Origin of the sequence: Mycolicibacterium tokaiense (assembly GCF_010725885.1) — a bacterium.
Lineage (GTDB): Bacteria > Actinomycetota > Actinomycetes > Mycobacteriales > Mycobacteriaceae > Mycobacterium > Mycobacterium tokaiense.
The window spans coordinates 5,924,281-5,949,168 of record NZ_AP022600.1; the positions used below are offsets into that span (position 1 = coordinate 5,924,281).

Genomic DNA, 24,888 nt, shown 5'->3' on the forward strand with positions numbered 1-24,888 from the left:
CCTCTCGTATTAGTGTTGTGCTCAAACATCTTTGGCGACGGCGGGCGTGGTGCCGGAGCCGGAGATTGCGGGAACCCTGACCACGGCGAGCATCATCAAGGCGATGGCCGCCGTGATCTGGATGGCGATCACCCAATAGGGGGCTGCGGGTGCGACGGCCAGGTACAGCCAGCCGACCGCGAGCGGGCCGAGCACCTGGGCCAGTGCCATGGTGGCGGACACCGCTCCCTGCACCCGCCCCTGGATCGCGGCGTCCATGGTCGTGGACATCGTGGCGATCAGGCTGGTCTGCACCAGTGGTTGACCGATACCGAAGAGCCCCACCGCCAGATAGATCAGGGTCGCCGACTCGGCTCGGGTGAACAGGGCGATGAGGATGAAGGCCAGGACGGACAGGGCGGCACCGGCCATGGCCAGGTGGATCTCGCGGATGTAGCGCACGAGCAGCGGGATCACCACCAGTTGTACCGACACCACCAGCACTCCGTAGAGCACCAGCACCGAGGCGATGCGGGCGGTGTCCCATCCGCCCAGATCCGTGAGCAATGTCGGCAAGTTCGCCGAGAGCGCGATGACACCCGGCCAGAACAGCAGATAACTCAGCAGCAGCAGACGCAGCTGCGGAAAGCTCAGCAGGTCGCGGAACTGCGCCAGGGGATTCATCTGCGATACGCGCAGACTCGTGGCCCGATGCTCCGACGGAAGACTTTCCGGCATGGACAGATAACCCCACACCAGCGCCACTCCCAGCAGCGCCAGCAGCACGAACAACGGGGTCACCGGACTGGTGGCCGAGAACAGGCCACTGGTGGCCGGCCCGATGATGAAGGCCGATCCGATGGCGGCGGTGAGGAATGCGAAGTACCGGGTGCGCACGGCGGGTGCGGTGGTGTCGGCGACGTAGGAGTAGGCCGTGGCGATCCAGCAGTCGGAAGCGCCGACGATGATCCAGCCGAGGAACAGCATCCACAGCCCGGCCCCGGTTGCCGCGCCGGCGGTGAAAATGCCGAACCCGATCAGTGCGCCGATGAAGCTGGACACCAGGACTGTGCGACGGCCGAATCGGTCACCGAGGGCGCCCAGCACCGGCGCGGAGAGGAACTGCGCCAGTGAGTAACTGGAGAACAGCATGCCGATGGCGAGTGCGTCACCGCCCAGCGGTCCTGCGACGGCCGGCAGGATGGGGCCCAGCAGGGCGACGTAGTAGGTGCTCAGGAAACCCACCCCGAGAACAAAGGGGTGCAGGCGTCGGGGCGCGGTGTTCGTGGTGGACGTTGAGGTCATCGAAGGAGTCACTGTCGTCGGTCCCTGTTCGGTATCGAAGTGCCGGCTATGAATAAACAAGTGGCGCAGACGTTTTCGCGCACCGCGCGACGCCAGTCCACCGTGTTCGGATAGATCCCATATGTGAACAGCTTGTCCATATCTCACTATATACAGATCGTTCATTTACGCAAGGTGGGCCTCGGTGAACCAGGGCAGTAAGGCCGCCGGTGAGGGACCTAAGACTCCTGCGCTCCCGCATCGGCAATTTCTAGCCTGGGAACAACGAATCCAGGGAAGGGACAACGCATGGCCGTTGAACAGCAGCACCGTGAGGACGTCGTTGTCGGGGTGGACGGTTCACCGGCGTCGAAGGTGGCCGTCGATTGGGCCGCCCGCCAGGCGGCATTGCACCGGGTTCCGCTGAGAGTGGTCCACATCGCCCAGCTGCCGACGATGTCGACGGTCATCGAGCCGCTGGTGATCGTCGGTATGTCGGAGTGGCTGGACAAGCACGGGCGCGATGTGCTGGCGGATGCGGTGCGGATCGCCGCCGAGGCCGCGCCCCAGCTGAATGTCAGCACCGAGATGCTCACCGGCTCCGCGGTGTCCGGGTTGCTCGACCATTCCAAGGACGCGCGCATGCTGGTGGTCGGGTGCCGGGGGCTCGGGGCCGTCGGCCGCACCATGATGGGTTCGGTGAGCTCTGCGCTGGTGCATCACGCCCGCTGCCCCGTGACCGTGGTCCGCGACGAAGAGTCACCCACGGCGACGCCTGCGCAGGCTCCGGTGGTGGTCGGCGTGGACGGGTCCGAGGTGTCCGAACGCGCGCTGGCGCTGGCCTTCGAGGAGGCGTCGCTGCGCGGGGTGGGGTTGGTCGCCGTACACGCCTGGAGCGACGCAGGTGTGCTCGACTTTCCTGGCTTCGACCACGCCGAACTGCAGCAGACCGCTCACCGGGTGCTCGCCGAGCGGTTGGCGGGCTGGCAGGAGCGCTATCCCGATGTCCACGTGGAGCGCGTGGTGGCGTGGGACAACCCTGCTCACGCCCTGCTTGAACAGTCGCGGCGGGCACAGTTGGTGGTGGTCGGCAGCCACGGCCGGGGCGGTTTCGCGGGCATGCTGCTCGGCTCGGTCAGCGCCGAGGTGGTGCACGGCGCCGCCGTCCCGGTGACGGTGGTGCGCCAGTCCTGATCTGGCCGGGTCTGTCGGGGGCCACCCGTACCGTCACGGACATGAGGTCTCGCACCGAATCCGAGGAGCTGGTGGTCGAGGGGCTGCGTCAGCCATTGAGCTTGGGCTGGCTGCACGGCTTTTTCGAATACGACCTGCTGGACCACGGCCGGGCCCAGCAGCGCACGCTGGAGATGCTGCGCCATCTGCTCGAACAGGACCTGTTCGTGGTGGGCACCCCGGCCACCATCGGCTACCACCAGTGGCTGATGTCGGTGGACGAGGTGCTCGCGGAGATCACCGCGGTCTACGTCGATCGCTTCGCTGATCGGGGCGGCTGGGCCGAGTGCATCGAGTTGCACCTGACCACCAAGGGAAAGGAGCTCGGGCGCAGTCTGTTTCGCCGGTCGGCCTAGGAGAACGGGTGGACATCACGCCCTCCGCAGCACCAACAACTCCCCCGTCACCGTCCCGTCCGCCAGCAGCCCACCGATGAGCTCACTCTGCTTTTCGGCCAGTTGCCAGGCGCGTTCATTGTGATGGCGGGCCTTGATCTCCTCTGTCACCGCGTCGATCTTGGCTTGCCAGTCGTCGGGGATGTCCGGTAGGTCGGCAGTACCGTGCCAGTGCTCCACACGCAACCCACTGCGGACGATCAGGTCGGTCAGGGTGCTCCGGGTCGGGAAGTTGTTGCCGTCGGGCTGGCCGGCGGGATCGGGTATCTGCGCCATGAACACCAGCAGCCCGATGCGACCCGGTGAGCGCACCACCCGCCGCAACTCGGTGAGGAAAGCCAGCTGGTCCTCGAGTGTGCACATCACGCCCAGCGCCCAGGCGGCGTCGAACATCTGATCCTCGAACGGCATGTCCGTGGCGCTGGCCTGCACCACCGGATATCCGAAGAGCGCCTGGGCCGCCCGGCACGCACCGTGCTCGGGCTCGAGCAGCGTCGGGCGTACCGACCGCCGCTGCACGGCGTACGCGGCGGGCCCGCCGACGCCGGCGCCGCTGTCGAGCAGGCTCTCCCCCGGCACCAACTCGAGATGCTCCATCAACCAGTCCAGCGCGGCCGGGCTGCCGCTACCCCGGCACCCCGCCGGGATGTGGAACGACGGCCCAAAATCGCGCGCCACCTGCGCGGTGAACTCCGCGACCGTGCCGAACTCCGCTTCCATCGCCTCGCTCATGCGAACTCCGTCCGGATCCGTTGCCCCACTTCGGCTTTGATCTGCGCCCCGACACGCGTGCCCGCGCTCGATGCCGAACCCGACAGGTTCACCCCGTCCACGCCGTCGATGGCCAACAGTGCCCGCGCCTCGGCCACCGCTGCGGCGATACCGGCCTCCACCGGGTCCCTGGCGTTGATCACCTGCGCCACCACCTCCTGGTCGAGTTCCAGCCCCGGAAGGCCTTCCAGAATCGCTGCGGACCAGGGGTCGGTGAACACTGCCACCGCGGCCAGCACCGGGATCGAAAGCCCCAGCGCCCGGGCCTCTGCCATGAACGCAGCCACCTGAGCGGGGTACGGCACATGGTTGAGCACTGCGATCCGCGCGCCGGCACGCTGCTTCTGCACCAACCGCGCCGGGCGGCCTGTCACCGGTGGAGCCGTCGGTGTCTCGGGTGCCGCGGCCGTCACGCCCAGCGCGGCTGCCAGCGACAGCAGCCGCGGCCCGTCGAGGTCGAAGGTCTGCGTGACGTCCGGGCGCACGTCATAACCTCGCCCGTCGCCGGTCACACAGAAAACTGTCTGTACCCCCACCTGCCGAAGACCTCGCAACTCCTGCTCCAGGACGATGCGGTTGCGATCGCGACAGGACAGCGTGATCCACGGGCTGACGCCGCTGTCGAGCAGCATCCGGCCGGCCAGTGTGGGTGGAAAATCGGGCCGGTTCTGATGCTCACCGACCAGCACCGCATCACACGCCGGAGCCAGGAGCTCGGCGGTCGCAACCAGGTCGGCGGGGTCGAACGGGGCGGCGCTGAAATCCGTGAGCACCAGTGGCGCCGTCACCGGCACACCGTCGGCGACCGGCCCCGACCAGGGCACCACCTCAGGGAACGCACACGGACCCGGACGCATCTCGCAGGAGCCGTCGGGGTGCACACCACCACACGGGCCGAAGTCCATTCGCTTCGGGCAGCACACACCCACTACCTCCCCCTTCCGCGAACGCCGGCGAGGTACAGGTCTACCCGCTGCGGACGGGGGTAATCGTCAGTAGACGGTGTACCCGCCGTCGATCACGACCACCGAGCCGGTCATGAACGCCGAGGCGTCAGACGCCATGTAGACCACCGTGGGGGCGATCTCCTCGGGCATCGCGTAGCGCTTCATCGGCGCGTCTTCGATCCAGTGCTGCCGGAACTCCGGGCGGTCCACCGGGGCCATCTCGGTCTTGACGTATCCGGGTGCCAGCGCGTTGACCCGGATGTTGTAGGGCGCCCACTCCGCGGCCAGTGATTTGGTCAGCTGGTGCACCGCGGCCTTGGACGCGTTGTAGGACGCCTGCCACTGCGGACGGTTGACGATGATGGAGCTGATGGATCCGATGTTGAGGATGTTGCCGCCGCCGTGGTCTTTCATATAGGCTCCGGCGCGCTTGCTCAGCCGCCACAGCGAGCGGGTGTTGACGTCGAACACCAGATCCCAGTCGTCGTCGGCGATCTCGAGTGCCGGCTGGTGGATGGCCAGCCCGGCGTTGTTGAGCAACAGGTCCAGCCCGCCCAGGCGCTCCACGGCGCCGTCGATGGCTGCCGCGGGCCCGTCGTCGGCGGTCACGTCCACCTCGAAGGCCTGCACCTTGAGTCCCTCGTCGGCCAGCGCCGCGAGTGCGGAGGCGTTGCGGTCGACATCGCGCGAGACGAACACCACGTCGGCACCGGCCTCGGCGAGCCCGCGCACGAATGCGAACCCGAGCCCGCGGTTGCCCCCGGTCACCAGGGCACGCTTGCCGGCCAGCGAGAAGGCATCAAGAACTGTCACTACGTCCTCCGTTTCGACCGGGCGGGCTCAGTCGCCGCCACGGAACCTTCGGGTGGTCAACCCGTTGAGCAGCGCGGCCAGGATCAGCACCACACCGAGCGCGAGCAGCTGGAACTGGGTTCCGGTGTTGCCCGAGAAGTACAAGATGATGCCCGCGTTGAGCCACACGATCAGCAGCGTGGCCAGCAGCACCCCCGCGATACGCCCGATGCCGCCGGTGATCGCGACCCCGCCCAGCACGGCGATGGTGATGGCAGGCAGCGCCAGCCCGTTGCCCGCGGTGCCGGCATCAGGCCGCGCGGAGGCGAACTGAGCGGTGATGTAGACCGCCACCAACCCCGAGAGCACCCCGGAGGTCACGTAGGCGCGCATCCGGGTGGCGGCGACATCGACGCCGGCCCAGCGCGCCGCCACGTCGTTGGTGCCAATGGCGTACAGCCGGCGCCCGTAGGTGCCGCGGCCCAGCGCAAGCCACAGCACCAGCAGCACCGGGATCAAGAAGGTGAACACCCCCAGGGGCACGTTGGGGATGTAGGGCCCGATCACGGGCAGCTCCACAGAACTGGTCAGCGAGTACAGCCCCTGGATCTCGGGGCTGTTGATCGGCTTCTGGCCGTTGATCACCATCGCAATCGACTTGTACGCGTAGTAGGTGGCCAGCGTGGCGATGAGGGCGGGAAAACCGATGCGGGCCACCAGGAATCCGTTGACGGCGCCCAGCAGCGCACCGACGGCCACGGCCAGCAGGATGGCCAGCGGAAGCGGCCAGCCCCACTGCCCGTAGGCGAACCCGAAGATCATGCCGACAAGCGACACCATGGCACCCACGGACAGGTCGATGCCGCCGCGGCCGGAGACGATGACCACCAGCTGTGCGAAGGCCAGCATGGCCAGCGGCACCGCGTCGATCAGCACGGCCGACATGTAGTCGAAGTCGTAGTCGCCGGACAGATATCCGTTGGCGCTCAGGTACATCAACCACGCGACGACGATGACGATCAGGATGCCCAACAGCACGATGCGCTGGGTCAGGACGGCCTCGAGGATCCGGTCGGCCCGGCTGCGCCCGGCCGGCTTGGGCGTGGCCGGCGGCGCCGCGGTCTCAGCGGTCACGGTTCCCTCCTGGCACGTCGACGGAGCAGATCGGTTCCGACCGCGACGACGATGAAGATGCCGACGAACAGGTCGGACAGTTGTGAGGGCCAACCCAGTTGGGTGACACCTGATTTGACGGTCTGCACCAGCAACGCGCCGAGCAGGGTGCCCAGCACCGAGCCGCGGCCGCCCATGATCGACGTACCGCCGATGACCACTGCGGCGATCACCGCGAGTTCCTGGCCCGAGCCCACCGACTGGTCCAGGTTCGAGGTGCCCTTGGCCAGGGTGAAAATCGAGGCGAGTCCGACCAGCAGTCCGGTGACCACGTAGGCGATCAGGATGCGGCGCTGCACCCGGATGCCGGCCAGCCGGGCGGCCACCGGGTCACCACCGACGGCGAAGAAGTGCCGGCCACCGGGGGTGTGTCGCAGATACCACCAGGCGATGGCCGCGAGGATGACGGTGATGGCGAAGCTGTTCGGCACACCCAGTGTGCGGCCGTCGACGCCACGTCCGAACCACGCCAACGTGTTCGGCATGCCGGCCACCGGGGTGGACCCGAAGATCTGCAGTCCGATGAACAGGAAGAGGTTCGCGGTGCCGAAGGTGATGATGATGGCGTGCACCCGGCCGTAGGCGATCAGCAGACCGTTGAGCAGGCCCAGCACCGCGCCGGTGCCGAGCGCCACCACCAGACACCACCACACCGGCAGGGCGGCGTCGCGCATCAGTTTGGCGGTCACCACCGAACACACCATGATGGCGCCGGCGACGGAGACATCGATGCCGCCGGTGATGATGACAAAGGTCATCCCGATGCCGATCAGCGCCACCGGTGCGACTTCGACCAGCAGCGGGATGATCGACCCCGCGCTCAGGAACGCCGGGGTGGCGAACGCCAGGACGATCCACAGCACCACCAGCACGCCGATCAGGACGATCTCGGCCGGGGTCACCGGTGAGGGCAGCACGCGGCCGCGGGTTTTCACCGCGGCGGCAGACGGTGCCGCGTTGGGATCCACTGTGGTGCTCACTGTGCTCTTCTCACGATTGTCTTTCTCACGGCGTCGCCGATCCTTCCCGGTCGCCGGCCGCGGCGGCCAGCACGTCGGCCTGCCGGGCGTCGGGACCGAACTCCGCGGTGATGGTGCCGGCCCGCACCACCAGCAGGCGGTCGGCGATGCGCAGCGCTTCCTGGAGATCGGAGGTGACCACCAGAACCGCGGTGCCGTTGTCGGCGAGTTCGGCGATGATGCGGTGGATCTCCTCCTTGGCGCCGATGTCCACGCCCTGGGTGGGCTCGGCCAGCAGCAGCAGTTTCGGGCGTTCCACCAGCTGTCGCGCCAGCATCACCTTCTGTGCGTTGCCGCCGGACAGGGTGCCCACGGCCTGGTTCTCGTCGGAGGCCCGCACCGCCAGCCGCTTCATCAGATCCCGCACCACACTGCGCTCACCACGCCGGTCCACGAATACCTTGGCCAGCGAGAGCTTCTGCAGGTGCCCGATCGAGACGTTGAACGCGATGGACTGGAACGAGAACATGCCCTCGGTCTTGCGGTTGGCCGGCAGCAGGGCGATGCCGGCGCGGGCGGCTTCGCGCGGGGAACGCGGAGCCACCGCGCGTCCCTCGACGACGATGTCGCCGCCGCTGGTCTTGGCCAATCCGTAGATGCATTCCGCGATTTCGGCCACACCGGAGCCGACGAGGCCGTAGAGCCCGAGGATCTCTCCCGAACGCAACTGCAGGCTCACGTCCTGGAAGGAGCCGGCCCGCCCCAACGACTTCAGCTCCAGCACCGGCTCCCCCTTGGGGGTGGTGCGTGGCTCGGTGTTCTCCGAGAGCGCATCGCCCACCATGAGTTCGGCGATGCGGCGCACCGTCATGTCCGCGATCGGGTAGGTGCCGATGGTGGCGCCGTCGCGCATCACGGTCACCTGGTCGGCGATGGTGATGACCTCATCGAGGCGGTGCGAGATGTAGATGACGGCCACACCGTCGGCGGCCAGCCGGCGGATGACGCCGAACAGCACTTCGATCTCGGCGTCGGTCAGGATGGCCGAAGGTTCGTCGAGGATCAGCACCCCGGCGTCGCCGGCCAGCGCCTTGGCGATGGACACCTGCTGCTGGGTGGCCACCGACAGGGTTCCCACCACGGCAGTGGCCAGCGAGGCCGGCAGATCCAGGGATTCGAGCAGGGTGACCACGGCTTCGTTCTGCGCGGTCCAGTCGACGCGGCCGCGGGTGACCATCTCGCGACCCATGAAGATGTTCTCGGCGACGGTCAGTTCGGCGAAGAGTTGCGGCTCCTGGTACACCGTGGCGATGCCGAGGTTGATGGCATCCAGCGTCGAGGTGATGGTCACCGGTTCACCGTTGTAGGTCACCGAACCCGCGTCCGGCGCGGTGGCACCGGAGATGATCTTGATGAGGGTGGACTTCCCGGCGCCGTTCTCCCCCACCAGGGCGTGCACCTGCCCGGGTTGCAGCTCGAAGTCGGCGTGCCTGATGGCCTTGACCGCGCCGTAGCTCTTGACGACCCCGGTGAGGGTCAGTCGAGGCTGCTGCGCCATGAACTCTCCCATGGGTGGTAGCGGAACCGGATGGGCGGCAGGCACGTCGGCCTGCCGCCCGTCCAGAGTGGATCAGTAGTCGAAGTCGCCGACGTTCTCGGTGGTGATCAGCAGCGGATCACCGAGGACCAGGGTCTTGCTGGCCTCGTCCCACTTCACGTCACTCATGTCGTCGTTGACCTTGTTGTCGGCTTCGAACGGCTTGCCCTCGGCCACCTGCTGGCCGGCCCACACCGTGAGGTAGCCGAGGTTCTCGACGTTCCACAGGATCGAACCGGAGGAGGATCCGTCCTCCAGGTAGGGCGCCATCGACTTCGGGGTGCCGACGCCGACGGTGAAGACCTGTCCGATCTTGCCGGCATCCTTGACCGCCTGTGCCACACCGACGGCCGAGGTGGTGCACTGACCCAGCAGACCCTTGAGGTCGGGGTGTGCGCTCATCAGGTCGGTGGACATCTGGGTGCCGCGAGCCTGGTCCTCGCCGGAGTACACCACGTCGACCAGCTCGGCCTCGGGGTACTTCTCTGCGACATAGGCCTTTTCGACCTCGATCCAGGAGTTCAGGTTCTCGGCGGTCTCACCGCAGGACACGATGGCCCACTTGCCCGTTCCGCCCATTGCCTGCATCAGCGTCTCGGCAGTCGTGGTGCCGATGCCCTCGGCGGTGGCCTGGTTGACGAACGCCTCGCGCACCGAGTTCGGGGCGTCGGTGTCGGCGGTCATCACCTTGATGCCGGCGTCGGCGGCTTCCTTCATCAGCGGCGCCATGGAATCGGGGTCGTTCGGGGCGACCACGAGGACGTCGACGTTCTGCTGGATGAACGACCGCACGATCTGCGCCTGGGCGGCGGCGTCGGCCGAGGTGGGGCCCTGGTAGAGCCACTCGATGTTGCCGAGTTCGGAGGCAGCCTTCTTGGCGCCGGAGTCCATGGCCTCGAAGTAGGGCGAACCCTGCAGCTTCGGCACGAACGCGACCTTGATCGCCTCGCCGGAGGCGGCTCCACCGCTCTGTTCAGCGCTGCCGCCACCCGTGGTGGCCGGAGCGGCTTCTTCGTTCTTCTTGGTACAGCCGCCGGTGATCATTGCCATGGCCAACGCCACGCTGATCACTCCGACGACACGTTGGGAAATCGCCATCGATTCTTCCTTCGGCCCGGGGTCAGTATCACGTGCCGCCGTCGTTCCGACGCCGGCTGCGTGCACCTCGCCCGAGACCTCCCCGGGCAGGCGAACACCCGGCGCTTGCGTTTCATATATCGAACTCAGCGTCGAGTGATGAAACACACAGTAAGCATCCGGTCGGCGCCTTGTCAACAACGACGGCCGTCGCGTCGGAACGCGAAAGTGCCACTGGTCGAAGGCCGGAAATCCCGTACGCTTCCTCGAATGGCGGTGGTTGCAGACGTGGCGGCGCACGGTGGGCGCGTCCCCGCCATGACGCGTGCAGCCGTGGTTCTGCAGACCGTCAGCCGTGCCACCCGGCCGATGACGCTGGCCGAACTGACCGAGCTGACCGGGTTTCCGAAGAGCAGCGTGATGGGCATCTGCCATGCGCTGGCCGATGAGCTGCTGCTGACCCGCGGGGTCGACGGCACCTACGTACTGGGGTCGCGGGTGTTCGAGCTCGCCTCCGCCGCCCGGGCCCGGAGCTGGCCCGTCCACGACATCGGCTTCAGCTATCCGGTGGACGAGAGCTTCTTCCTCGCCGAGATCGGGGCCCTGCACGCCGAAGCCGAGCGTCTCGACGCCCGGCTGCACATCCACACCGCCATGCAGGACAGGGTCGGCCAGGCCCGGCAGATCCTCGAATTCGTGGACGCCGGACTGGATCTCATCCTCGTCGAACCGGTGGCCTCCGAGGGCCTCGAAGAAGCCTGCGCCCGCGCCCGGGCCGCCCGTATCCCGGTGGTGGCCCTCGGCTCGGCAGTCAGCGGCGCCGACGCCGTGGTGGCCACCGACAACACCAAGGCCGGCTTCCTGGCCGGCTCGGCGTTGGCGACCGCGCTCGACGGACGTGGACGGGTGGCCGTTGTCGGTGGCATCCCGATCACCGCCAACTCCGACCGGATCGCCGGCTGCCTGGCCGCGCTGGCGCCACACCCGGCCATCCAGGTGGTCGCCACCAGCCGAGGTGAACTCGACGCCGGGTCGGGCCAGCGGGCCGCCGAGGAAATCCTGACCGCCGAGGTCCACGTCGACGGCTTCTTCGCCGCCAATGACCAGATCGCAGTGGGCATTTCGCAGGTGCTGCGCGAGCGTCGCCTGCATGTCCCGATCGTCGGGGTCGACGGCGCCCGCACCGCCGTCGAACAGATCCGCGCCGGCGGGCCGATCATCGCCACCGCGACGCAGGATCCGCCGGCGCTGGTGCGCGAGGCCATCGACATCGGGATCGCCCTGCACAGCGGTGCGCGGGTGATCAGGCCGACCCGCTCCATCGCCCCACGACTGATCGATGTCCACAATGCCGCGGGATACACCCCATGGGGGTGACCGGCCCGCGCACCCCGGCGGTGCATCGCGGTGTCAGAGTGCTCGACGCGGTGTCCACCGGCACCGCCCGCACCCCGGCCGCGCTGATCGGGCTGCTGGGGTTGCCCAAGAGTTCGGTGTCGGACCTGCTGAGCACCCTGGAGGGGGTGGGCTTTTTGGCCCGCGGCGCCGACGGCAGCTTGCACGCCGGGGCCCGCTGGTCGGAGCTCACCGATCCCGACGCCGTGACACACAACCTCTTCCGCGCCTGCGCTGCAACGGATCTCGACGGTCACACCGTCTCACTGGTACGACTGCTGGGCAACCAGGCGATCGTCGTCGATGTTCACCTGGGCACGCTGCCGCTGCCGTTGCCCCCCCGCCCCGGACAGCGCCTGCCCGCGGCGTCGTGCGCCGGGGCGGTGGCCATCCTGTCGGCGATGTCGACCGAGGACGCAGCGCAGGCGGTTACGTCGGCGGCTGCGCACCTGGGCCTTGACGACGAGGACGTGGCGCAGTGCCTGAAACTGCGGATGCCCAAGCGCCGCAGATTCTACGAACTGACCGCTCCGCCTCTGGGCCGTCAGGTCGCCTGCGCGGTGGCGGGCCGCGACTACGCGCTGGTGCTGCACGTACCCGCGCGGTGGCCGGAGAGCTCGATGCGCAGAGCCGCGCGTGCATTGCACGCGGCAGCCAACGACAGCTGAGGAACAACGTTAACGTTCGTTAACGTCACTGACACCCATTTTGCGCGTTGTTGGGTTCGAATAACGCGTGTGCACACCACGCTCGCCCTGGGGCATCACTGTTGACAACATCACAGTGTCGCCATACGTTAATGCTCAGTCACATTTCCGGACGCCTTCCGCGAAGTGGTGATGGCTCACGCTCGTCAGTCCGAAAAGCCACTCTGCCCAGGTCATCTCGACAGCTCCGGACCTGACCTTCTCCCCCACGACCACGAAAGGAGCAGCACCATGTCACTGCGAAACTCCCATGACTCACGGGCCACGGCGCCTGACCGGCGCGCCCGCGCAGGTGCGATCCTCGCTGCGGTGATTGGATGCGTCGCTGCGTTCAAGGGCCTCAACGAGTCGGTGACGCCGCCGGCCCTGCCGATTCTGCAAGAACAGTTCCAGGTTCCCGGGTCCACCATCTCCTGGGTGATCACCGGCGTTCTGCTGACCGGGACCATCGCGACGCCCATCGTCAGCCGTCTCGGCGAGGTCTGGGACAAACGTCGGGCACTGCTCGGGGTTCTCGCCATCGTGTCGATCGGGACGCTGATGTCGGCCCTGTCGGTGTCCATCGAGATGCTCATCGTCGGTCAGTTGCTGCAGGGCATCGGGCTGAGCACCGTCCCCCTGGCCATCGGGATCATCCGAGACACCCAGAACGAAGTTCGGACCAAGTCCGCCAACGGTATTCTCGTCGGGGCGATCTTCGGCAGCACAGCAGCGGGAACCATGATCGCCGGGCCGATTGCCGACCACCTCTCCTACCGCTGGCTGTTCTGGGTTCCGTTCATCGCGCTGAGCGTATGCATGGTCGCGGTGTGGTTCTTCGTTCCGCGTTCGCCGAACTCCGGCGGCCCGCGACCGCGCATCGACGTCCTCGGCAGCATCCTGCTCGCGCTGGGCCTGGCCAGCATCCTGCTGGCGCTGACCTTCGCCCCCACCTGGGGCTGGTTGTCCCCGAAGCTGTTGCTGCTCGCCACCGCTGGTGTTGCGGCGTTCGCACTGTTCGCCCGGACCGAACTGACCGTCGCCGCTCCGCTGATCGATCTGCGGCTCATGCGTAGCTTCACCGTGGTCGCCGCGACGGGCCTGATGTTCCTGGCGGGCTACTGCATCAACGCGTTTCTGATCAGTGTGCCCATCCAGATCCAGCTGCCGGCGTCCACCGGCTACGGGTTGGGCCAGACAGCTACCGTGACGTCCGTGATCCTGGTCTCGGCGATGATGATCGGGTTGTCCGCCCCCTTGATCTCCCTACTGGACCGCAGATTCGGCTCGCGCATCGCGTCAGCACTCGGTCCCGCGTCGATCCTCGGCGGCGCTGTGCTGATGCTCGCAGCCGGGCACCGCGGCAGCATCATGGTGATCATCGTCGTCGCTCTGCTGGTCAACTTCGGGATCTCGGTATCGATGACCCAATCACTCAATCTCGTGGTCAGCGGTGTACCCGCGGACAAGGTGACCGAGTTCAACGGGCTCAATTTCGCCATCCAGGCGGTGGCCGGAACCGTCGGGGCCCAGGTGTCCGGCGCGGTCCTCACCGTCGATGGCGCTGACGTGGGCACGCCTCCCCCGTGGAGTGGGTTCGCAATCGGGTGGGGACTGTCCGGGGTGCTGGCCATGGTGGCGCTGGCTCTGGTCATCGCGGTCCGGACGCCACGGGCTGCCGCCCGGTAAGACCGTCGACGTCGGCCCCGGATCGCATCCGGGGCCGACGTGTCAGGTGATGGTGAGACCGCCGTCCACCGCAAGCGTCTGTCCGGTGACAAAGGCACCGGCGGCTGAAGCCAACCAGACAGCGGTGGCCGCCAGCTCGACAGGCTCACCGATCCGCCCCAAGATGACCCGCGGCATCTGTGCCTCGAGGTAGCCCGGTAGGTAGGAGTCGGTCATCTCCGATCGAAAGAATCCGGGTGCCAGGGCGTTGACGCGAATCCCCTTCCGGGAACCCCACTGCTGAGCGAGATCTCGGGTCAGTCCCATCACGGCGGCCTTGGACGATGCGTAAGCCGCCTGCGGCAGCCCGGCAGTGGTGATACCCAGAACACTGGCGATGTTGATCACCGAGGAACCGGCCTGCATCACCCGGGCGCACGCCTGCGCCATCCAGTAGGAACCGTGCAGGTTGACGTCCACCACGCGGCGGAACTCGTCGGGAGTCTCCCGCAAGGCGGGGACCGCCGTGCCCACGCCCGCATTGTTGATCAGGACGTCGACCCTGCCGAACTCGGCCATGGCCGCATCGACCAGTAGCTGACACGATGTCGGGTCGGCCACGTCGGTACCCACGACCAGCGCTCGACGACCACTGGCAGTCACGAGTTCAGCCGTCGCCGAGAGCTTGTCGATGCGACGGGCGCCCAGCGCGATGTCCGCACCGGCCTGGGCGAAGGCCTGGGCGAAGGCCACGCCGAGGCCGGAGGACGCACCGGTGATGATCACCACCTTGCCGTCGAGGTCGAACAGATCCAGAACACTCATCAGGGGCTCCTCGTGTCTCATCGTGGGGTCAGGCGCTGTCAGAACGGGACGTTGTCGGCCGGGAGGTGAGCGCCTCGACCGCCGCGGTCGTCATCGTCACGACGATCTCCTCGCGGTTCAGACCGCGGTTGAGGGTGCCCACCGAGTTCACCATCGCGAACACCGCCTGCGTCAGCAGGCGCACCTGCGGCTCGGCAAGATCCGGTCGCAGCCGCTGCACCAGCGAAACCCATTCTTGAGCATACGCATTCATCGACCGCCGAATACGTCGTCGATCAGATTCGGGCAGGGTGTGCTCGTTCTTGGTGAAGATCAACGTCGTGGGCGGACCCGCGACGACAGATCGGGTGTGGAAATCGATCACTGCCTCCAGCGCGACGCGCGGATCGGGCTCGGCGTCAGCGGATCCTTGGGCGAACCGGTGCAAACCATGCAACCCCTCCTCGACCACCGCGATCAGCAGCGCTTGCTTGCTGGCGAAGTGGCGGTAGAGCCCCGGCCCGGAAATGCCGGCTTCGGTGGCGATCATGCCGACCGTGACCGAGTCGTAGGGATGGCGCAGGAACAGGGCCGCAGCAGCGTCGAGAAGCTGACCCCGTCGCGAACCCCCGGCCCGCGCCGCACCGTCACGTGCGGTCGCTGCAGTCGGAGCCATGGGCGGTCACTCTACATGCATAGACCCCTCCTCGTTAACATTATCGGTCAGCGGTCGTCCCGCTTCCCGTTGTCCGCCGATACGCCAAAGCGGCTGTACAGGAACCGATTTGAGGCCGTTATCCCGGGACTCTTGACAGAGCTTACCAGTCCGCTTACGTTAATGAGCATTCACACCGATAGGAGATGACGAAGACCGTGAGATTCATATTCATGAGTGAGGGCGAGACCGCCCCCGGTGCCTCCTACGAGCACCGTTACCGGGAGTTGATCGACGAGGTCCTGCTGGCCGAAGAGGTGGGATTCGACGCGTTCGGCACCTCCGAACAGCACCTGGCCATCGGCACCGCGACCACCTCGGCACCGGAGGTGCTGTACCCGTACCTGATGGCCCTGACCAGCAGGATTCGATTCGTCCACCTGGTCACCCTGCTGCCGACGCGGATCAATCACGCCATCCGGGTCGCCGAGCGGCTCGCCACCGAGGATCTGCTGTCCCACGGCCGGGTCGAGCTCGGCGTGGGGCGCGGAAACACAACGCTCTCGTTGCGCGCATTCGAGGTCTCCCCCGCCGAGAACAAATCCCAACAGCTCGAAGGCATCGAAGTGATCCGCCGGGCGCTGCACAACGACGTGTTCTCCTTCGTCGGGGAGCACTACAAGATCCCGCCCCGCAGCCTCGTGCCCAGGACCATCCAGACCCCGTATCCCCCCATCCACATGGCCACCGGCAGCCCCGAATCTGTCCGCGCCGCCGCGCAACTCGGCATCGGCGCCATCGTCGGTGGCTTTTACCTGGGTTTCGATTTCGTGGAGAACATGATTCGCCTCTACGACGAGGCGCTGGCCACGGCGACACACACCTACCCGTTGCAAGCCGAACGGCTGGTGGCCATCGGCGGCGGTATGCACTGCGCGGAAACCCGAGAGGAAGCCCGCACCTGGGCGCGCGGCCTGAAGGAGACCGTCGGCCTGTCCACCGACGCCTACGAGCGGCTGTCGAAGCTGTCCAGCGACTACCAGTACATGGGCGCCGTGAAGCACCTCGACTTCAGCGACGAGCAGTACATGTTCGAGGATTCATCGGGGTTCATCGTCGGCGACCCCGATGACTGCATCGCCCAGGTCCAGCGGTTCGCCGATCTCGGTGTCGATTCGCTGGTCATGCGTATCGACGGCCTGCCGCACAAAGAGCTGATGAAGTCGATCGAGCTCTTCGGCAAGTACGTGATCCCCCACTTCAAAAACCCGCGTGGCGTAGCGCGCACACCGGAGGCCATTTTGGCCGACATCCGCGCTGCCCGCCCGGCCCACTACGCCGAACGAGAGGCCTTCGAGGAGAACATGAACCAGAAACAACCGGTGATCAGCGGTGTCGGCGCGGGCGCAGGTGATGCCCGATGAGCACACGCAACGGCGACGACATCTTCTCGCGCTACCCCCGGGAGTTCCTGATCGAACGCAAACCCAACGGGGTCCTGCTGATCACCCTCAACCGGCCCGACCATCTCAACGCCTTGACCATGCCGATGTTCGAGATGATGGGCGACCTGCTCACCGACGCCGACCGCGACCCACAGACCCGCGTGGTCGTCGTCACCGGCGCCGGACGCGGCTTCTGCACGGGCATGGATGTGGCACAACCCGATCCGTCCCTCGAGGACGCCATCGTGCTCATGGAGACCGAGCGCCGGCGGATCACCGCGACGATGAACATGGACAAACCGATGATCTCGGCGATCAACGGCCCCGCCGTCGGGTGGGGTCTGTCGCTGGGACTGCTGGCCGATATCAGCGTCGCCGCCGAGGACGCGATCCTCATGGACGGTCACACCCGCGTCGGTGTGGCCGCCGGTGACCATTCGTCTCTGATCTGGCCGCTGCTCGTCGGCATGGCCAAAGCGAAGTACTACCAGCTCACCTCGGCCCGATTGACCGGGATCGAAGCCGAACGCATCGGTCTGGTGAGCCTCGTGGAGCCGAGGGACAAGGTGCTCGAGCGCGCTCTGGCGATCGCCGATGACCTCGCGATGGGCTCACAGCGAGCGATCCAATGGACCAAACGGTCCCTGAACGCGGGCTGGCTCACCAATGCCCTGCCCCAACAAGAACTCTCGGCCGCCCTGGAGACACTCAACTTCGCCGGCGCCGACTACTTGGAGGCACGCCAAGCGTTCCGGGAGAAGCGTCCGACGCGCTTCCCCTCCGCTCACGGCCACCTCCCGGCACCGGAACCCGCCGGCCAGGCGTGAGCGAGGTGAAGCTGTCGGAGATCCCCGGGGCGACGTGCGCCGACCACTCCGGCGTCCTGGTCCTCACCATGGACCGCCCGCCGGCGAATGCGCTCAACCGCGGCCTCATCGTCGGTCTGGGCAGGTTCTTCACCGAACTGGGCTCCCACGATGCTCCTGCACCGGTGGTGCTCACCGGTGCAGGAGCACGTTTCTTCACCGCCGGGGGCGACATCAAAGAACTGGAGGGCACCGGCCCCGGGGAGATCGAAGGACGGATGCGTGACTTCCACGCGCTGCTCGTCGCCCTGGACCGGTTCCCGGGACCGCTGGTCGCTGCCGTCAACGGATACTGCGTCGGCGGCGGAATGGAGTTGGCGCTCTTCGCCGATGCCATCCTGGCGTCTCCGAATGCCACGTTCGGGTTCCCCGAGATCAACCACGGCCTCCTGCCGGCGGACAAGGGTCTGCAGCGGGCGGTGCGCATCCTCGGTGCGCCCGCCGTGCGATCCATGGTGCTGTCCGGCAGGCTGTTCTCCGCGCACGAGGCGGTCGATCTCGGTGTGGTCGACCGTCTGGAGGACCCCGCCGCGCTGCTCGACGCCGCGCTCGAGACCGCCCGTGCCGCCGCTGCCAAGGCTCCGGTGCTCTACCGGTCCCTGAAGCGAAGCATCAACGATCCTGACAGCGGCCGAGACGAGCGGTCGCTGGCCACCACCATCAGCGCGGCGCACGACTATTTCGGTGATCCGGTCGCCGCCGCGCTGCGTGCCGGCTGGAACCGCGGATGACCGGGGAACCTGAGGTGCGCATCGAGCGGATGACCAGCCAGGAGGTGGGGTCGGCGGTTGCCGGGGGCGCGCGTACGGCGATCCTGCCGCTGGGGGCCGTCGAACAGCACGGCCCGCACCTGCCGCTGTCGATGGACGCCGAGCATGCCGACGCGCTGGCCGTGCGCATTGCCCGTGCCTTGGGGGACGCACTGGTGCTCCCCACCATCCGGGTCGGGTGCTCGGAGCACCATCTGGGGTTTCCCGGCACCCTGTCGCTGCGACCGTCGACGCTGGAAGCCCTGTGCGAGGACTACGGAGCCCATCTGGCTCACTCGGGTTTCGAGACCCTCGTCCTGTTCTCCGGGCACATCGGCAATTACCCCGTGATGCGCGGATTCGAGGACCGGCTGGCGGCCAGGTTGGCACCGCTGTCGGTGATCGTGTTCGGAGGCAGCGAGGCAATTCTGACCGCGTGGCGGACTGCCGCGCAGGCATCGGGGTTTGGCACGCGTGTCGGCGGGCACGCCGACATCGCCGAGACGTCGGTCATGCTCGCCCTGCATGCCGACAGCGTGCGCTCCGACCGGATGGAACCCGGCCTTGTGGTCGACACCGACGATGCGTTTCTGGCGCGTGTGTTCGATGAAGGCCTCAAAGCCCTCTCCCCCAATGGCATCCTCGGTGACCCCACGGGCGCGGACCCGGCGATCGGCACGGCCTGTCTCACCGCCGTCACGGATCTGATCGTCGATTACGTTCGCGCACAACGAGCTTTGCCCGTATCCAGGAAAGAGACCCGATGAAGACCCTCACCAGCGATCTGACCCAGGACGTGTCGCGACTGCGGAGACTCTACGGCCGCTATCCGACCGGTGTGGCCGCGATCTGCGCGGTGCGCGACGGACAACCGGTGGGAATCGTCGCCACGTCGTTCACGCCCGTGTCGATCGAACCCGCACTGGTGTCCATCTGCGTGCAGCACACGTCGACCACGTGGCCGCGGCTGTCCCGAGACGGCCATGTCGGCATCTCCGTGCTCGCCGAAGGTCACGCCGAGGTATCCCGGCAACTCGCGGCCAAAACCGGTGATCGCTTCGCCGGACTGACCTGGTTCGCCGGCGACTCTTCCGCGGTCTTTCTCGCCGATGCCGCCGCATGGCTGGACTGCCGGATCACCTCGTCGATCACCGCGGGTGACCACGACGTGGTCCTGCTGGAGGTCACCGGCGCCGCTGATGACGACACCGTCTCGCCACTGATCTTCCACGACAGCCGGTTCCGCACCATGCTCGCCGATGACTGACTCCGATCTGGCCTCCAGGATCGCCGAGGTCGCCGCCGATCCCGTTGCGGTTCCGGCGCAGACGCAGGCCATGGTGATCAACCGCATCATCGACAATGCCGCGGTGAGCGCCGCATCGGTGGGTGATCACCTCGTTTCGGGGGTTCGCGCCCAGGCCCGTGCACATCGAACCACCCCGGGCGCAACAATTTTCGGTATCGACGGGACGTTCTCCCCCGAGTGGGCCGCCTTCGCCAACGGTGTCGCCGTTCACCACCTCGAGCTCAACGACGCCGTCGGCGCCGATCAGCCCACCCATCCCGGTGGTGTCATCCCGGCTCTGGTGGCCGTGGGCCAACACACCGGGCTGCGCGGCGTCGACCTGATCCGCGGCATCGCCACCGCGTATGAGATACAGGTTCGCCTGACCACCGCGGACAGCACGGTGGATCATGGTGCGCTGCTCGGTACGTCGGTGGCCGCAGGTCTGGGCACCATGCTGCGACTGCCGTCGCCAACCATCCGGGCGGCCATCGAACATGCCGTGCACCTGACCGGCGTTCGTCACACACCCGCCTATGCAGGCAAACTGGCCGTCGATGCTGTCGACCGCGCGATGCGCGGCGGTGACGCACCACCCCCATCCGCCCTCGAGCAGATCGACGGTGTGGCCCTTCCCGATATCGGCGAGCCCAAGCAGGCCATCCTGGCCAGCTACCCCCGGCAGCATTCCGCCCATTGCCACGGCCAGGTCGCCATCGATCTGGCTCTGCGATTGCATCACCGGGTCGGCCGGGTCAGCGACATCGAGTCCGTCGTCCTGCACACCGGGCATGACACCCACGTGCAGCTGGGTTCCGGTGCTGACGACCCCGACAAGTTCGACCCGGATGCGCCGCGGGAGGTCTTGAGCCGGTCGCTGATGTACCTGTTCGCCGTCGCCCTGGAGGACGGCCAGTGGCATCACGAGCGGTCCTACACCTGCGAACGGGCGCACCGCCCCGAGACGGTCGCGTTGTGGCGCTCGATCTCCACCGTCGAAACGGCCGGTGTGCAGGCCTGCACCGTCCGCGCGGTGATCACCCTGCGCAGCGGCGAGGTCATCGTTGATGAGCTCGCAGTCGCGCATGCCCACCCGGCCGGGGCTCATCCGTTCACCCGGAACGACTACGTGGCAAAATTCGCCCTGCTCACCGACGGGGTGATCGACAGGCGCGAACAGCAGCGTTTTCTGGACGTCGCGGTGTGCCTGAGTGAACTGCGACGGGGTGCACTGGGCATGCTGAACCCGTTGGTGGACAGGCGCATCCTCGACGACGCGCCCACCACCTACGGGATCTACCGCTGACCACCTGAGCGTCCGCCAGGCTTGGCGTACCGGGCCTGGCGGGCAATCGCCTCGAGATCACCGGCGTCATACATCTCGTCAACCAGGTCGCTGAACGCGGCGAGGATGGCGGCCCGCCGGATGGTGCCCTTCGCGGTCAGCTCGCCGGCCGTGATCGACAGCGCCCGCGGCAGCACCCGGTACTTCTTGATCTGGTAGGGGCGGGACAAGTCGGCGTTCACCTCGTTGAGCCACGCGGTCACTGCGTCGTCGCGCTCCCGGTCCGGCAGCGCGGCGGCTTCCGGGCTCAGACTCAGCAACACCGACAGGTACTTTCGGCCGTCGCCCACCACGATCGCTTCGTCGATCAGCGGGCCGGCCTTGAGACGCACCTCGATCGGTTGTGGGTTCACCATCTTGCCCCCGCTGGTTTTCAGAACGTCCTTCAGCCGGCCGATGATGGTGATCTCGCCGTCGGGGGCCAGCTCGACCAGGTCGCCGGTGCAGTACCAGCCGTCGGACATGGCCGCCGCAGAAGCCTCCGGATTCTCCCAGTACCCCACGAACAGCGAAGGCGTGCGCAACTGCAGTTCGCCGCGGTCGGACACCCGCACGGCCCAACGCGGATCCGGCAGGCATTTGCCGATGGTGCCGGGCTCGGGGAAGGCCCGATCCCATTGCGCGAGAACCGAACCGCATGTCTCTGTGGTCCCGAAGAGTTCTCGCAGATCCAGACCCCAGGTGTGCCACAGTGCGGCCACGTCGGGGGTCATGCTCCCCGACGCCGTCCAGGTCACCTGGATGCGGTCCATGCCCACCTTGGCCAGCAGGGGCCCGAAGACGGCCTTGCGGGTCAGTGCGTTCGCCGCCGAGAGATACCAGGGCAGTGCGCGGCCCTGCCAGCGAAGAGCACTGACCGGTCGGGCCACTGCCATCGCGGCGCGGTAGGCGAGCTGGAACACCGCACCCGATTCCGACAGCGCCTGCAGCGCTTCGGCAGCGAGCTTCTCGTGCATGCGCGGCGGCCACAGCACAGCCGTCGGCCGCACCCCGATCAAGGCGTCGAGGCGTTCCTCCATGGTGCAGTGCGTGATGACCAGTCGGGTCATGAGGGGGGCGTACACGGCGATCAGCGCGGGTGCCACGTGCGACAACCCCAGGAACCCCACCAGGTCGTGACGGGTGCGCCCGAGTTCGGGGTAGGACATCGCGAAGCCGAGCACCGAGTACTGGAGGGTCCGGTGGGTGTGGGTGACGCCCTTCGGCGCGCCCGTTGATCCCGAGGTGTAGAACAACCCGGCGGGCTGATCGATGTCGCCCTGGCTGACCAGATCGTGGAACAGCTCAGGTGAGGCGGCGGCTCGCTGCCGACCGATGACCCGCAGGTCCTCCCACGACTGCGCCACCATGTCGCCCGCCGGCCCGGCCGGGCGCACCTCGAGCCCGATGGCCACTCGCAGCTGCGCGAGCTCGGGTGCCAACGCTGCCAATTTTGCTGCATCGTCGGCCGTTTCGACGATCATGGCCGTGGCGCCGCAGTTGTCCAGGACGTGTCGGACCTCCGAGAGGGAGCTGGTCTGATGCACACCTACCGGGATCGCGCCGACGCTGAGGATGGCCTGCGCGCCGGTCACCCACTCCTGCCGGGTCCCGGACAGGATCGCCACCCGGTCCCCCGCCACCACGCCGTGGTGGTGCAGACCCAGCGCAACCTCACGCACCTGCTCGAGATACTCCCGCCAGCTGGTGGTGCGTACCGTACCGGCCGACCAGCTCTGGTAGGCGACGGCATCCGGTTCCGATTCGGCTCGCTCGCACAGCATCTGCGGGAAAGTCCGCTCCACGGCGACGAAGTCGGTCAAGGACGCCAGCACCGGGGCCCCGTCACTGATCTCAGCAGTCATCGGCTCAGTTCCTCAGTAGGGTTTGTCATCATCCGCCGGCTTCGTACGGTCCAGGCACCACTGAACGTCGGGAGCACGGAGACGTTCACATCGGGTAGCGCCGGACCGCGGCACCGGAAAACCAACAATGTGAACATAGATTAACCTAGAGTGGGTGCATGCGCTTTGTCAACGATGGATATCGTGGTGGTCATGAGTGAAGCCCCAGTGCAGAGCCGGACACCGCGCGCCCGCGGTTCCCGGCGTGAGCTGCTACTCAAGGTGGCCGCGGACCTGTTCCTCGAGCACCCCTTCGACTCGGTCACTGTCGAGATGCTCTGCGCGAAGGCGGGGATTTCCGCACCGGGGTTGTATCGCCATTTCCAGAACAAGCAGGCCCTGCTCATTGCCGTCGTGGAGGACCCGATCGGAGCACTGCAGGAGTTCGCCCGGAAAGCCGCCGAGGATGAAGCCGATCCGCACACCGCGCTGATGGCCATGGTGGACTTTCACATCCGCAGTGTCCTGCAGGGCCCGCCGACGCCGTTGATCTTCCTCAAGAACGAGCACTCGTTGCCCGAGAGCGATCGGCGCCGCATCCGGCGCTCCATGAACCTCTATGCCGAGGAATGGATCTCGGTGGTCTCGACGCTGCGCCCCGATCTGTCCGATCCCGCGGTGCGACTGTTGACCCAGACGGTGTTCTCGATGCTCAACGCCGCGGCGACATTGCACAAGGGCCTCGACCACGAAACCATCGTGACCACGATGTCCACCGCGGCGTACCACGCTCTGACGGCGCCGGTGCAACCAGCGACGTGATCACGTCTCCACGCGGGAGCGGACTGCGCTCAGGTAGCGCGCCGCGTCCGCACCGTCGACGAGCCGATGGTCGTAGGTCAGCGACAGATACGCCATGGTCCGGACGGCGATGAGCAGCCCACCGTCGTCGTCCCGCCGCGGGATTACACGTTCGACGGCGGCCCCCACGCCGAGGATGGCCGACTGCGGCTGGTTGATGATGGGGGTGTCGAACAGTGCGCCGCGGCTGCCGGTGTTGGTGATGGTGAACGTGCCGCCGCTCAGGTCGTCGGGCCGGATTGTTCCCTTACGGACCGCCGAGGCTGCGGCCGCGATGGCCGTGCCCATCTCCACGACATCCTTGGTCTGAGCGTCGCGGATCACCGGCACCATGAGGCCCTTGGGGCTGTCGACCGCCATCCCGAGGTGTACCGAACCGTGGTACGTCACCTCCGAGCAGTCGGCATCGAGGGAGGCGTTGATGACGGGATGCTCGGCCAGCGCCTGCACTGCAGCCACCGCGATGAACGGGAGATAGGACAGCCGGGTCCCGGTTTGTTCGCGCATCGTCGCCCGACGGGCCGCCAGGGCGGTCAGGTCCGCTTCGACAACAGTGGTCAACTGCGCTGCGGTCTGCAGCGATTCGACCATCCGACGGGCAATCGTCCGGCGGATCCGCGGTAGCTTCTCCACCCGGTCGCCTCGCGTATCGGCCTCGGTGTCCGGCGCCGGTGCAGGGTCGACGTCCGGGACATCCGGCGCCGCTGTCTGCGAAGTGGCGTCGGCCGGCGCGGTGACCCCGAGACGCGCGACGACAGCCCCCACCGCGACCGCGGCGTCTTCGGGCTCGAGGATCTCCAGTAGGACGCCCGCTGCGGGAGCGGGGATTTCGGTGTCCACCTTGTCGGTGGACACCTCGAACAGCGGCTCGTCGAACTCCACCGGGTCACCCACCGCCTTGAGCCAGCGCGTGATCGTGGCCTCGGCGACCGCGTCGCCCAGGCTGGGTAGCGGCACCGCGATGGCATTGTCGGCTGCAGTCATGTTCGGAGCGTCCTCGTTGTCGGGCGTTGTCGTCTGTCGGGCGTTGTCGTTTGTCAGGCGTCGTCGTCTGTCGGGCGTTGTGGGTGGTGAGTCGACCATCAGGCTCCCTGAA

At 67.2% G+C, this 24,888-nt stretch carries 24 protein-coding genes; 12 read left to right on the forward strand and 12 right to left on the reverse strand.

Annotated elements, in window-relative coordinates; genetic code table 11:
* Positions 1-21: 21 nt before the first annotated feature.
* Positions 22-1,284, reverse strand: coding sequence for an MFS transporter (locus G6N58_RS28545; RefSeq protein WP_163908511.1), 1,263 nt, complete (start codon positions 1,282-1,284; stop codon positions 22-24).
* Positions 1,285-1,572: 288 nt separating this feature from the next.
* Here G6N58_RS28545 and G6N58_RS28550 point away from each other — a divergent pair, with 288 nt between their 5' ends.
* On the forward strand, positions 1,573-2,457 hold the full coding sequence (locus G6N58_RS28550; protein ID WP_115280536.1) for a universal stress protein: 885 nt from the start codon (positions 1,573-1,575) through the stop codon (positions 2,455-2,457).
* Positions 2,458-2,498: 41 nt separating this feature from the next.
* Positions 2,499-2,852 (forward strand): hypothetical protein, encoded by a 354-nt coding sequence (locus G6N58_RS28555; RefSeq protein WP_115280535.1) that lies wholly within the window; start codon positions 2,499-2,501, stop codon positions 2,850-2,852.
* A gap of 15 nt (positions 2,853-2,867) precedes the next feature.
* On the opposite strand, the gene G6N58_RS28560 is transcribed toward G6N58_RS28555, so the two are convergent.
* From G6N58_RS28560 to G6N58_RS28590, 7 genes are all read right to left on the reverse strand, one after another.
* Positions 2,868-3,623, reverse strand: a complete 756-nt coding sequence (locus G6N58_RS28560; RefSeq protein ID WP_163908512.1) for a class I SAM-dependent methyltransferase — start codon at positions 3,621-3,623, stop codon at positions 2,868-2,870.
* Positions 3,620-4,567 carry a methylenetetrahydrofolate reductase gene (locus G6N58_RS28565; protein WP_115280534.1) on the reverse strand — a complete coding sequence of 316 codons (948 nt, stop codon included), beginning with the start codon at positions 4,565-4,567 and terminating at the stop codon, positions 3,620-3,622. The genes G6N58_RS28560 and G6N58_RS28565 overlap by 4 nt, the downstream gene beginning before the upstream one ends.
* A gap of 87 nt (positions 4,568-4,654) precedes the next feature.
* Positions 4,655-5,422: an SDR family NAD(P)-dependent oxidoreductase gene (locus G6N58_RS28570; RefSeq protein WP_068917727.1), complete on the reverse strand. Its 768-nt coding sequence runs from the start codon at positions 5,420-5,422 to the stop codon at positions 4,655-4,657.
* A gap of 27 nt (positions 5,423-5,449) precedes the next feature.
* Positions 5,450-6,535: an ABC transporter permease gene (locus G6N58_RS28575; protein ID WP_197746453.1), complete on the reverse strand. Its 1,086-nt coding sequence runs from the start codon at positions 6,533-6,535 to the stop codon at positions 5,450-5,452.
* The gene (locus G6N58_RS28580) at positions 6,532-7,554 is read right to left on the reverse strand and encodes an ABC transporter permease (protein WP_197746454.1); all 1,023 of its coding nucleotides are present in this window, start codon (positions 7,552-7,554) and stop codon (positions 6,532-6,534) included. Before G6N58_RS28580 ends, G6N58_RS28575 begins: the two co-directional genes overlap by 4 nt.
* 25 nt (positions 7,555-7,579) lie before the next feature.
* Positions 7,580-9,091: a sugar ABC transporter ATP-binding protein gene (locus tag G6N58_RS28585; RefSeq protein WP_115281981.1), complete on the reverse strand. Its 1,512-nt coding sequence runs from the start codon at positions 9,089-9,091 to the stop codon at positions 7,580-7,582.
* Positions 9,092-9,163: 72 nt separating this feature from the next.
* A complete protein-coding gene (locus G6N58_RS28590; RefSeq protein ID WP_197746455.1) occupies positions 9,164-10,228 on the reverse strand; it encodes an autoinducer 2 ABC transporter substrate-binding protein in 1,065 nt (354 codons plus the stop codon).
* 249 nt (positions 10,229-10,477) lie between these two features.
* Here G6N58_RS28590 and G6N58_RS28595 point away from each other — a divergent pair, with 249 nt between their 5' ends.
* From G6N58_RS28595 to G6N58_RS28605, 3 genes are all read left to right on the forward strand, one after another.
* Positions 10,478-11,584: a substrate-binding domain-containing protein gene (locus tag G6N58_RS28595; protein WP_163908515.1), complete on the forward strand. Its 1,107-nt coding sequence runs from the start codon at positions 10,478-10,480 to the stop codon at positions 11,582-11,584.
* Positions 11,575-12,270: a helix-turn-helix domain-containing protein gene (locus tag G6N58_RS28600; protein ID WP_163908517.1), complete on the forward strand. Its 696-nt coding sequence runs from the start codon at positions 11,575-11,577 to the stop codon at positions 12,268-12,270. Before G6N58_RS28595 ends, G6N58_RS28600 begins: the two co-directional genes overlap by 10 nt.
* 270 nt (positions 12,271-12,540) lie before the next feature.
* Entirely contained in the window at positions 12,541-13,977 is a 1,437-nt protein-coding gene (locus G6N58_RS28605) for an MFS transporter (RefSeq protein ID WP_115280531.1), read from the forward strand.
* A gap of 42 nt (positions 13,978-14,019) precedes the next feature.
* Here the strand turns inward: G6N58_RS28605 and G6N58_RS28610 are convergent, their stop codons facing one another.
* Together G6N58_RS28610 and G6N58_RS28615 are read right to left on the reverse strand one after the other, a co-directional pair.
* Positions 14,020-14,781, reverse strand: coding sequence for an SDR family NAD(P)-dependent oxidoreductase (locus G6N58_RS28610; protein ID WP_115280530.1), 762 nt, complete (start codon positions 14,779-14,781; stop codon positions 14,020-14,022).
* 28 nt (positions 14,782-14,809) lie between these two features.
* Positions 14,810-15,436 carry a TetR/AcrR family transcriptional regulator gene (locus G6N58_RS28615; protein ID WP_115280529.1) on the reverse strand — a complete coding sequence of 209 codons (627 nt, stop codon included), beginning with the start codon at positions 15,434-15,436 and terminating at the stop codon, positions 14,810-14,812.
* 212 nt (positions 15,437-15,648) lie between these two features.
* On the opposite strand from G6N58_RS28615, the gene G6N58_RS28620 reads away from it, so the two are divergent.
* Genes G6N58_RS28620 through G6N58_RS28645 form a run of 6 tightly spaced genes read left to right on the forward strand, consistent with a single transcriptional unit; the run spans position 15,649 to position 21,069 of the window.
* A complete protein-coding gene (locus tag G6N58_RS28620) occupies positions 15,649-16,839 on the forward strand; it encodes an LLM class flavin-dependent oxidoreductase (protein WP_232068044.1) in 1,191 nt (396 codons plus the stop codon).
* A complete protein-coding gene (locus G6N58_RS28625; RefSeq protein ID WP_115280528.1) occupies positions 16,836-17,687 on the forward strand; it encodes an enoyl-CoA hydratase-related protein in 852 nt (283 codons plus the stop codon). The genes G6N58_RS28620 and G6N58_RS28625 overlap by 4 nt, the downstream gene beginning before the upstream one ends.
* Complete coding sequence (locus tag G6N58_RS28630) at positions 17,684-18,457, forward strand: enoyl-CoA hydratase/isomerase family protein (protein WP_115280527.1); 774 nt, start codon at positions 17,684-17,686, stop codon at positions 18,455-18,457. The genes G6N58_RS28625 and G6N58_RS28630 overlap by 4 nt, the downstream gene beginning before the upstream one ends.
* The gene (locus G6N58_RS28635) at positions 18,454-19,242 is read left to right on the forward strand and encodes a creatininase family protein (protein ID WP_232068045.1); all 789 of its coding nucleotides are present in this window, start codon (positions 18,454-18,456) and stop codon (positions 19,240-19,242) included. The genes G6N58_RS28630 and G6N58_RS28635 overlap by 4 nt, the downstream gene beginning before the upstream one ends.
* Positions 19,239-19,742 carry a flavin reductase family protein gene (locus G6N58_RS28640; protein ID WP_115280526.1) on the forward strand — a complete coding sequence of 168 codons (504 nt, stop codon included), beginning with the start codon at positions 19,239-19,241 and terminating at the stop codon, positions 19,740-19,742. Before G6N58_RS28635 ends, G6N58_RS28640 begins: the two co-directional genes overlap by 4 nt.
* Positions 19,735-21,069 (forward strand): MmgE/PrpD family protein, encoded by a 1,335-nt coding sequence (locus tag G6N58_RS28645; protein ID WP_115280525.1) that lies wholly within the window; start codon positions 19,735-19,737, stop codon positions 21,067-21,069. Before G6N58_RS28640 ends, G6N58_RS28645 begins: the two co-directional genes overlap by 8 nt.
* On the opposite strand, the gene G6N58_RS28650 is transcribed toward G6N58_RS28645, so the two are convergent.
* Complete coding sequence (locus tag G6N58_RS28650) at positions 21,060-22,952, reverse strand: AMP-dependent synthetase/ligase (RefSeq protein ID WP_115280524.1); 1,893 nt, start codon at positions 22,950-22,952, stop codon at positions 21,060-21,062. The genes G6N58_RS28645 and G6N58_RS28650 overlap by 10 nt on opposite strands.
* Before the next feature lie 192 nt (positions 22,953-23,144).
* Between G6N58_RS28650 and G6N58_RS28655 the strand changes: the two genes are divergently transcribed.
* Positions 23,145-23,753 (forward strand): TetR/AcrR family transcriptional regulator, encoded by a 609-nt coding sequence (locus G6N58_RS28655; protein WP_068920012.1) that lies wholly within the window; start codon positions 23,145-23,147, stop codon positions 23,751-23,753.
* On the opposite strand, the gene G6N58_RS28660 is transcribed toward G6N58_RS28655, so the two are convergent.
* The gene (locus tag G6N58_RS28660) at positions 23,754-24,776 is read right to left on the reverse strand and encodes a dihydrolipoamide acetyltransferase family protein (protein WP_115280523.1); all 1,023 of its coding nucleotides are present in this window, start codon (positions 24,774-24,776) and stop codon (positions 23,754-23,756) included.
* Positions 24,777-24,888 lie beyond the last annotated feature (112 nt).

What these genes read in the sequence shown, in the direction of transcription:
- G6N58_RS28615 (WP_115280529.1), bottom strand. Translation starts at nt 15,436, where the DNA reads ATGGCTCCGACTGCAGCGACCGCACGTGACGGTGCGGCGCGGGCCGGG.
- G6N58_RS28605 (WP_115280531.1), top strand. Translation starts at nt 12,541, where the DNA reads ATGTCACTGCGAAACTCCCATGACTCACGGGCCACGGCGCCTGACCGG.
- G6N58_RS28620 (WP_232068044.1), top strand. Translation starts at nt 15,649, where the DNA reads ATGAGTGAGGGCGAGACCGCCCCCGGTGCCTCCTACGAGCACCGTTAC.
- G6N58_RS28595 (WP_163908515.1), top strand. Translation starts at nt 10,478, where the DNA reads ATGGCGGTGGTTGCAGACGTGGCGGCGCACGGTGGGCGCGTCCCCGCC.
- G6N58_RS28625 (WP_115280528.1), top strand. Translation starts at nt 16,836, where the DNA reads ATGAGCACACGCAACGGCGACGACATCTTCTCGCGCTACCCCCGGGAG.
- G6N58_RS28640 (WP_115280526.1), top strand. Translation starts at nt 19,239, where the DNA reads ATGAAGACCCTCACCAGCGATCTGACCCAGGACGTGTCGCGACTGCGG.
- G6N58_RS28600 (WP_163908517.1), top strand. Translation starts at nt 11,575, where the DNA reads ATGGGGGTGACCGGCCCGCGCACCCCGGCGGTGCATCGCGGTGTCAGA.
- G6N58_RS28610 (WP_115280530.1), bottom strand. Translation starts at nt 14,781, where the DNA reads ATGAGTGTTCTGGATCTGTTCGACCTCGACGGCAAGGTGGTGATCATC.
- G6N58_RS28565 (WP_115280534.1), bottom strand. Translation starts at nt 4,567, where the DNA reads ATGGACTTCGGCCCGTGTGGTGGTGTGCACCCCGACGGCTCCTGCGAG.
- G6N58_RS28585 (WP_115281981.1), bottom strand. Translation starts at nt 9,091, where the DNA reads ATGGCGCAGCAGCCTCGACTGACCCTCACCGGGGTCGTCAAGAGCTAC.
- G6N58_RS28555 (WP_115280535.1), top strand. Translation starts at nt 2,499, where the DNA reads ATGAGGTCTCGCACCGAATCCGAGGAGCTGGTGGTCGAGGGGCTGCGT.
- G6N58_RS28645 (WP_115280525.1), top strand. Translation starts at nt 19,735, where the DNA reads ATGACTGACTCCGATCTGGCCTCCAGGATCGCCGAGGTCGCCGCCGAT.
- G6N58_RS28660 (WP_115280523.1), bottom strand. Translation starts at nt 24,776, where the DNA reads ATGACTGCAGCCGACAATGCCATCGCGGTGCCGCTACCCAGCCTGGGC.
- G6N58_RS28545 (WP_163908511.1), bottom strand. Translation starts at nt 1,284, where the DNA reads ATGACCTCAACGTCCACCACGAACACCGCGCCCCGACGCCTGCACCCC.
- G6N58_RS28560 (WP_163908512.1), bottom strand. Translation starts at nt 3,623, where the DNA reads ATGAGCGAGGCGATGGAAGCGGAGTTCGGCACGGTCGCGGAGTTCACC.
- G6N58_RS28590 (WP_197746455.1), bottom strand. Translation starts at nt 10,228, where the DNA reads ATGGCGATTTCCCAACGTGTCGTCGGAGTGATCAGCGTGGCGTTGGCC.
- G6N58_RS28635 (WP_232068045.1), top strand. Translation starts at nt 18,454, where the DNA reads ATGACCGGGGAACCTGAGGTGCGCATCGAGCGGATGACCAGCCAGGAG.
- G6N58_RS28655 (WP_068920012.1), top strand. Translation starts at nt 23,145, where the DNA reads ATGAGTGAAGCCCCAGTGCAGAGCCGGACACCGCGCGCCCGCGGTTCC.
- G6N58_RS28650 (WP_115280524.1), bottom strand. Translation starts at nt 22,952, where the DNA reads ATGACTGCTGAGATCAGTGACGGGGCCCCGGTGCTGGCGTCCTTGACC.
- G6N58_RS28550 (WP_115280536.1), top strand. Translation starts at nt 1,573, where the DNA reads ATGGCCGTTGAACAGCAGCACCGTGAGGACGTCGTTGTCGGGGTGGAC.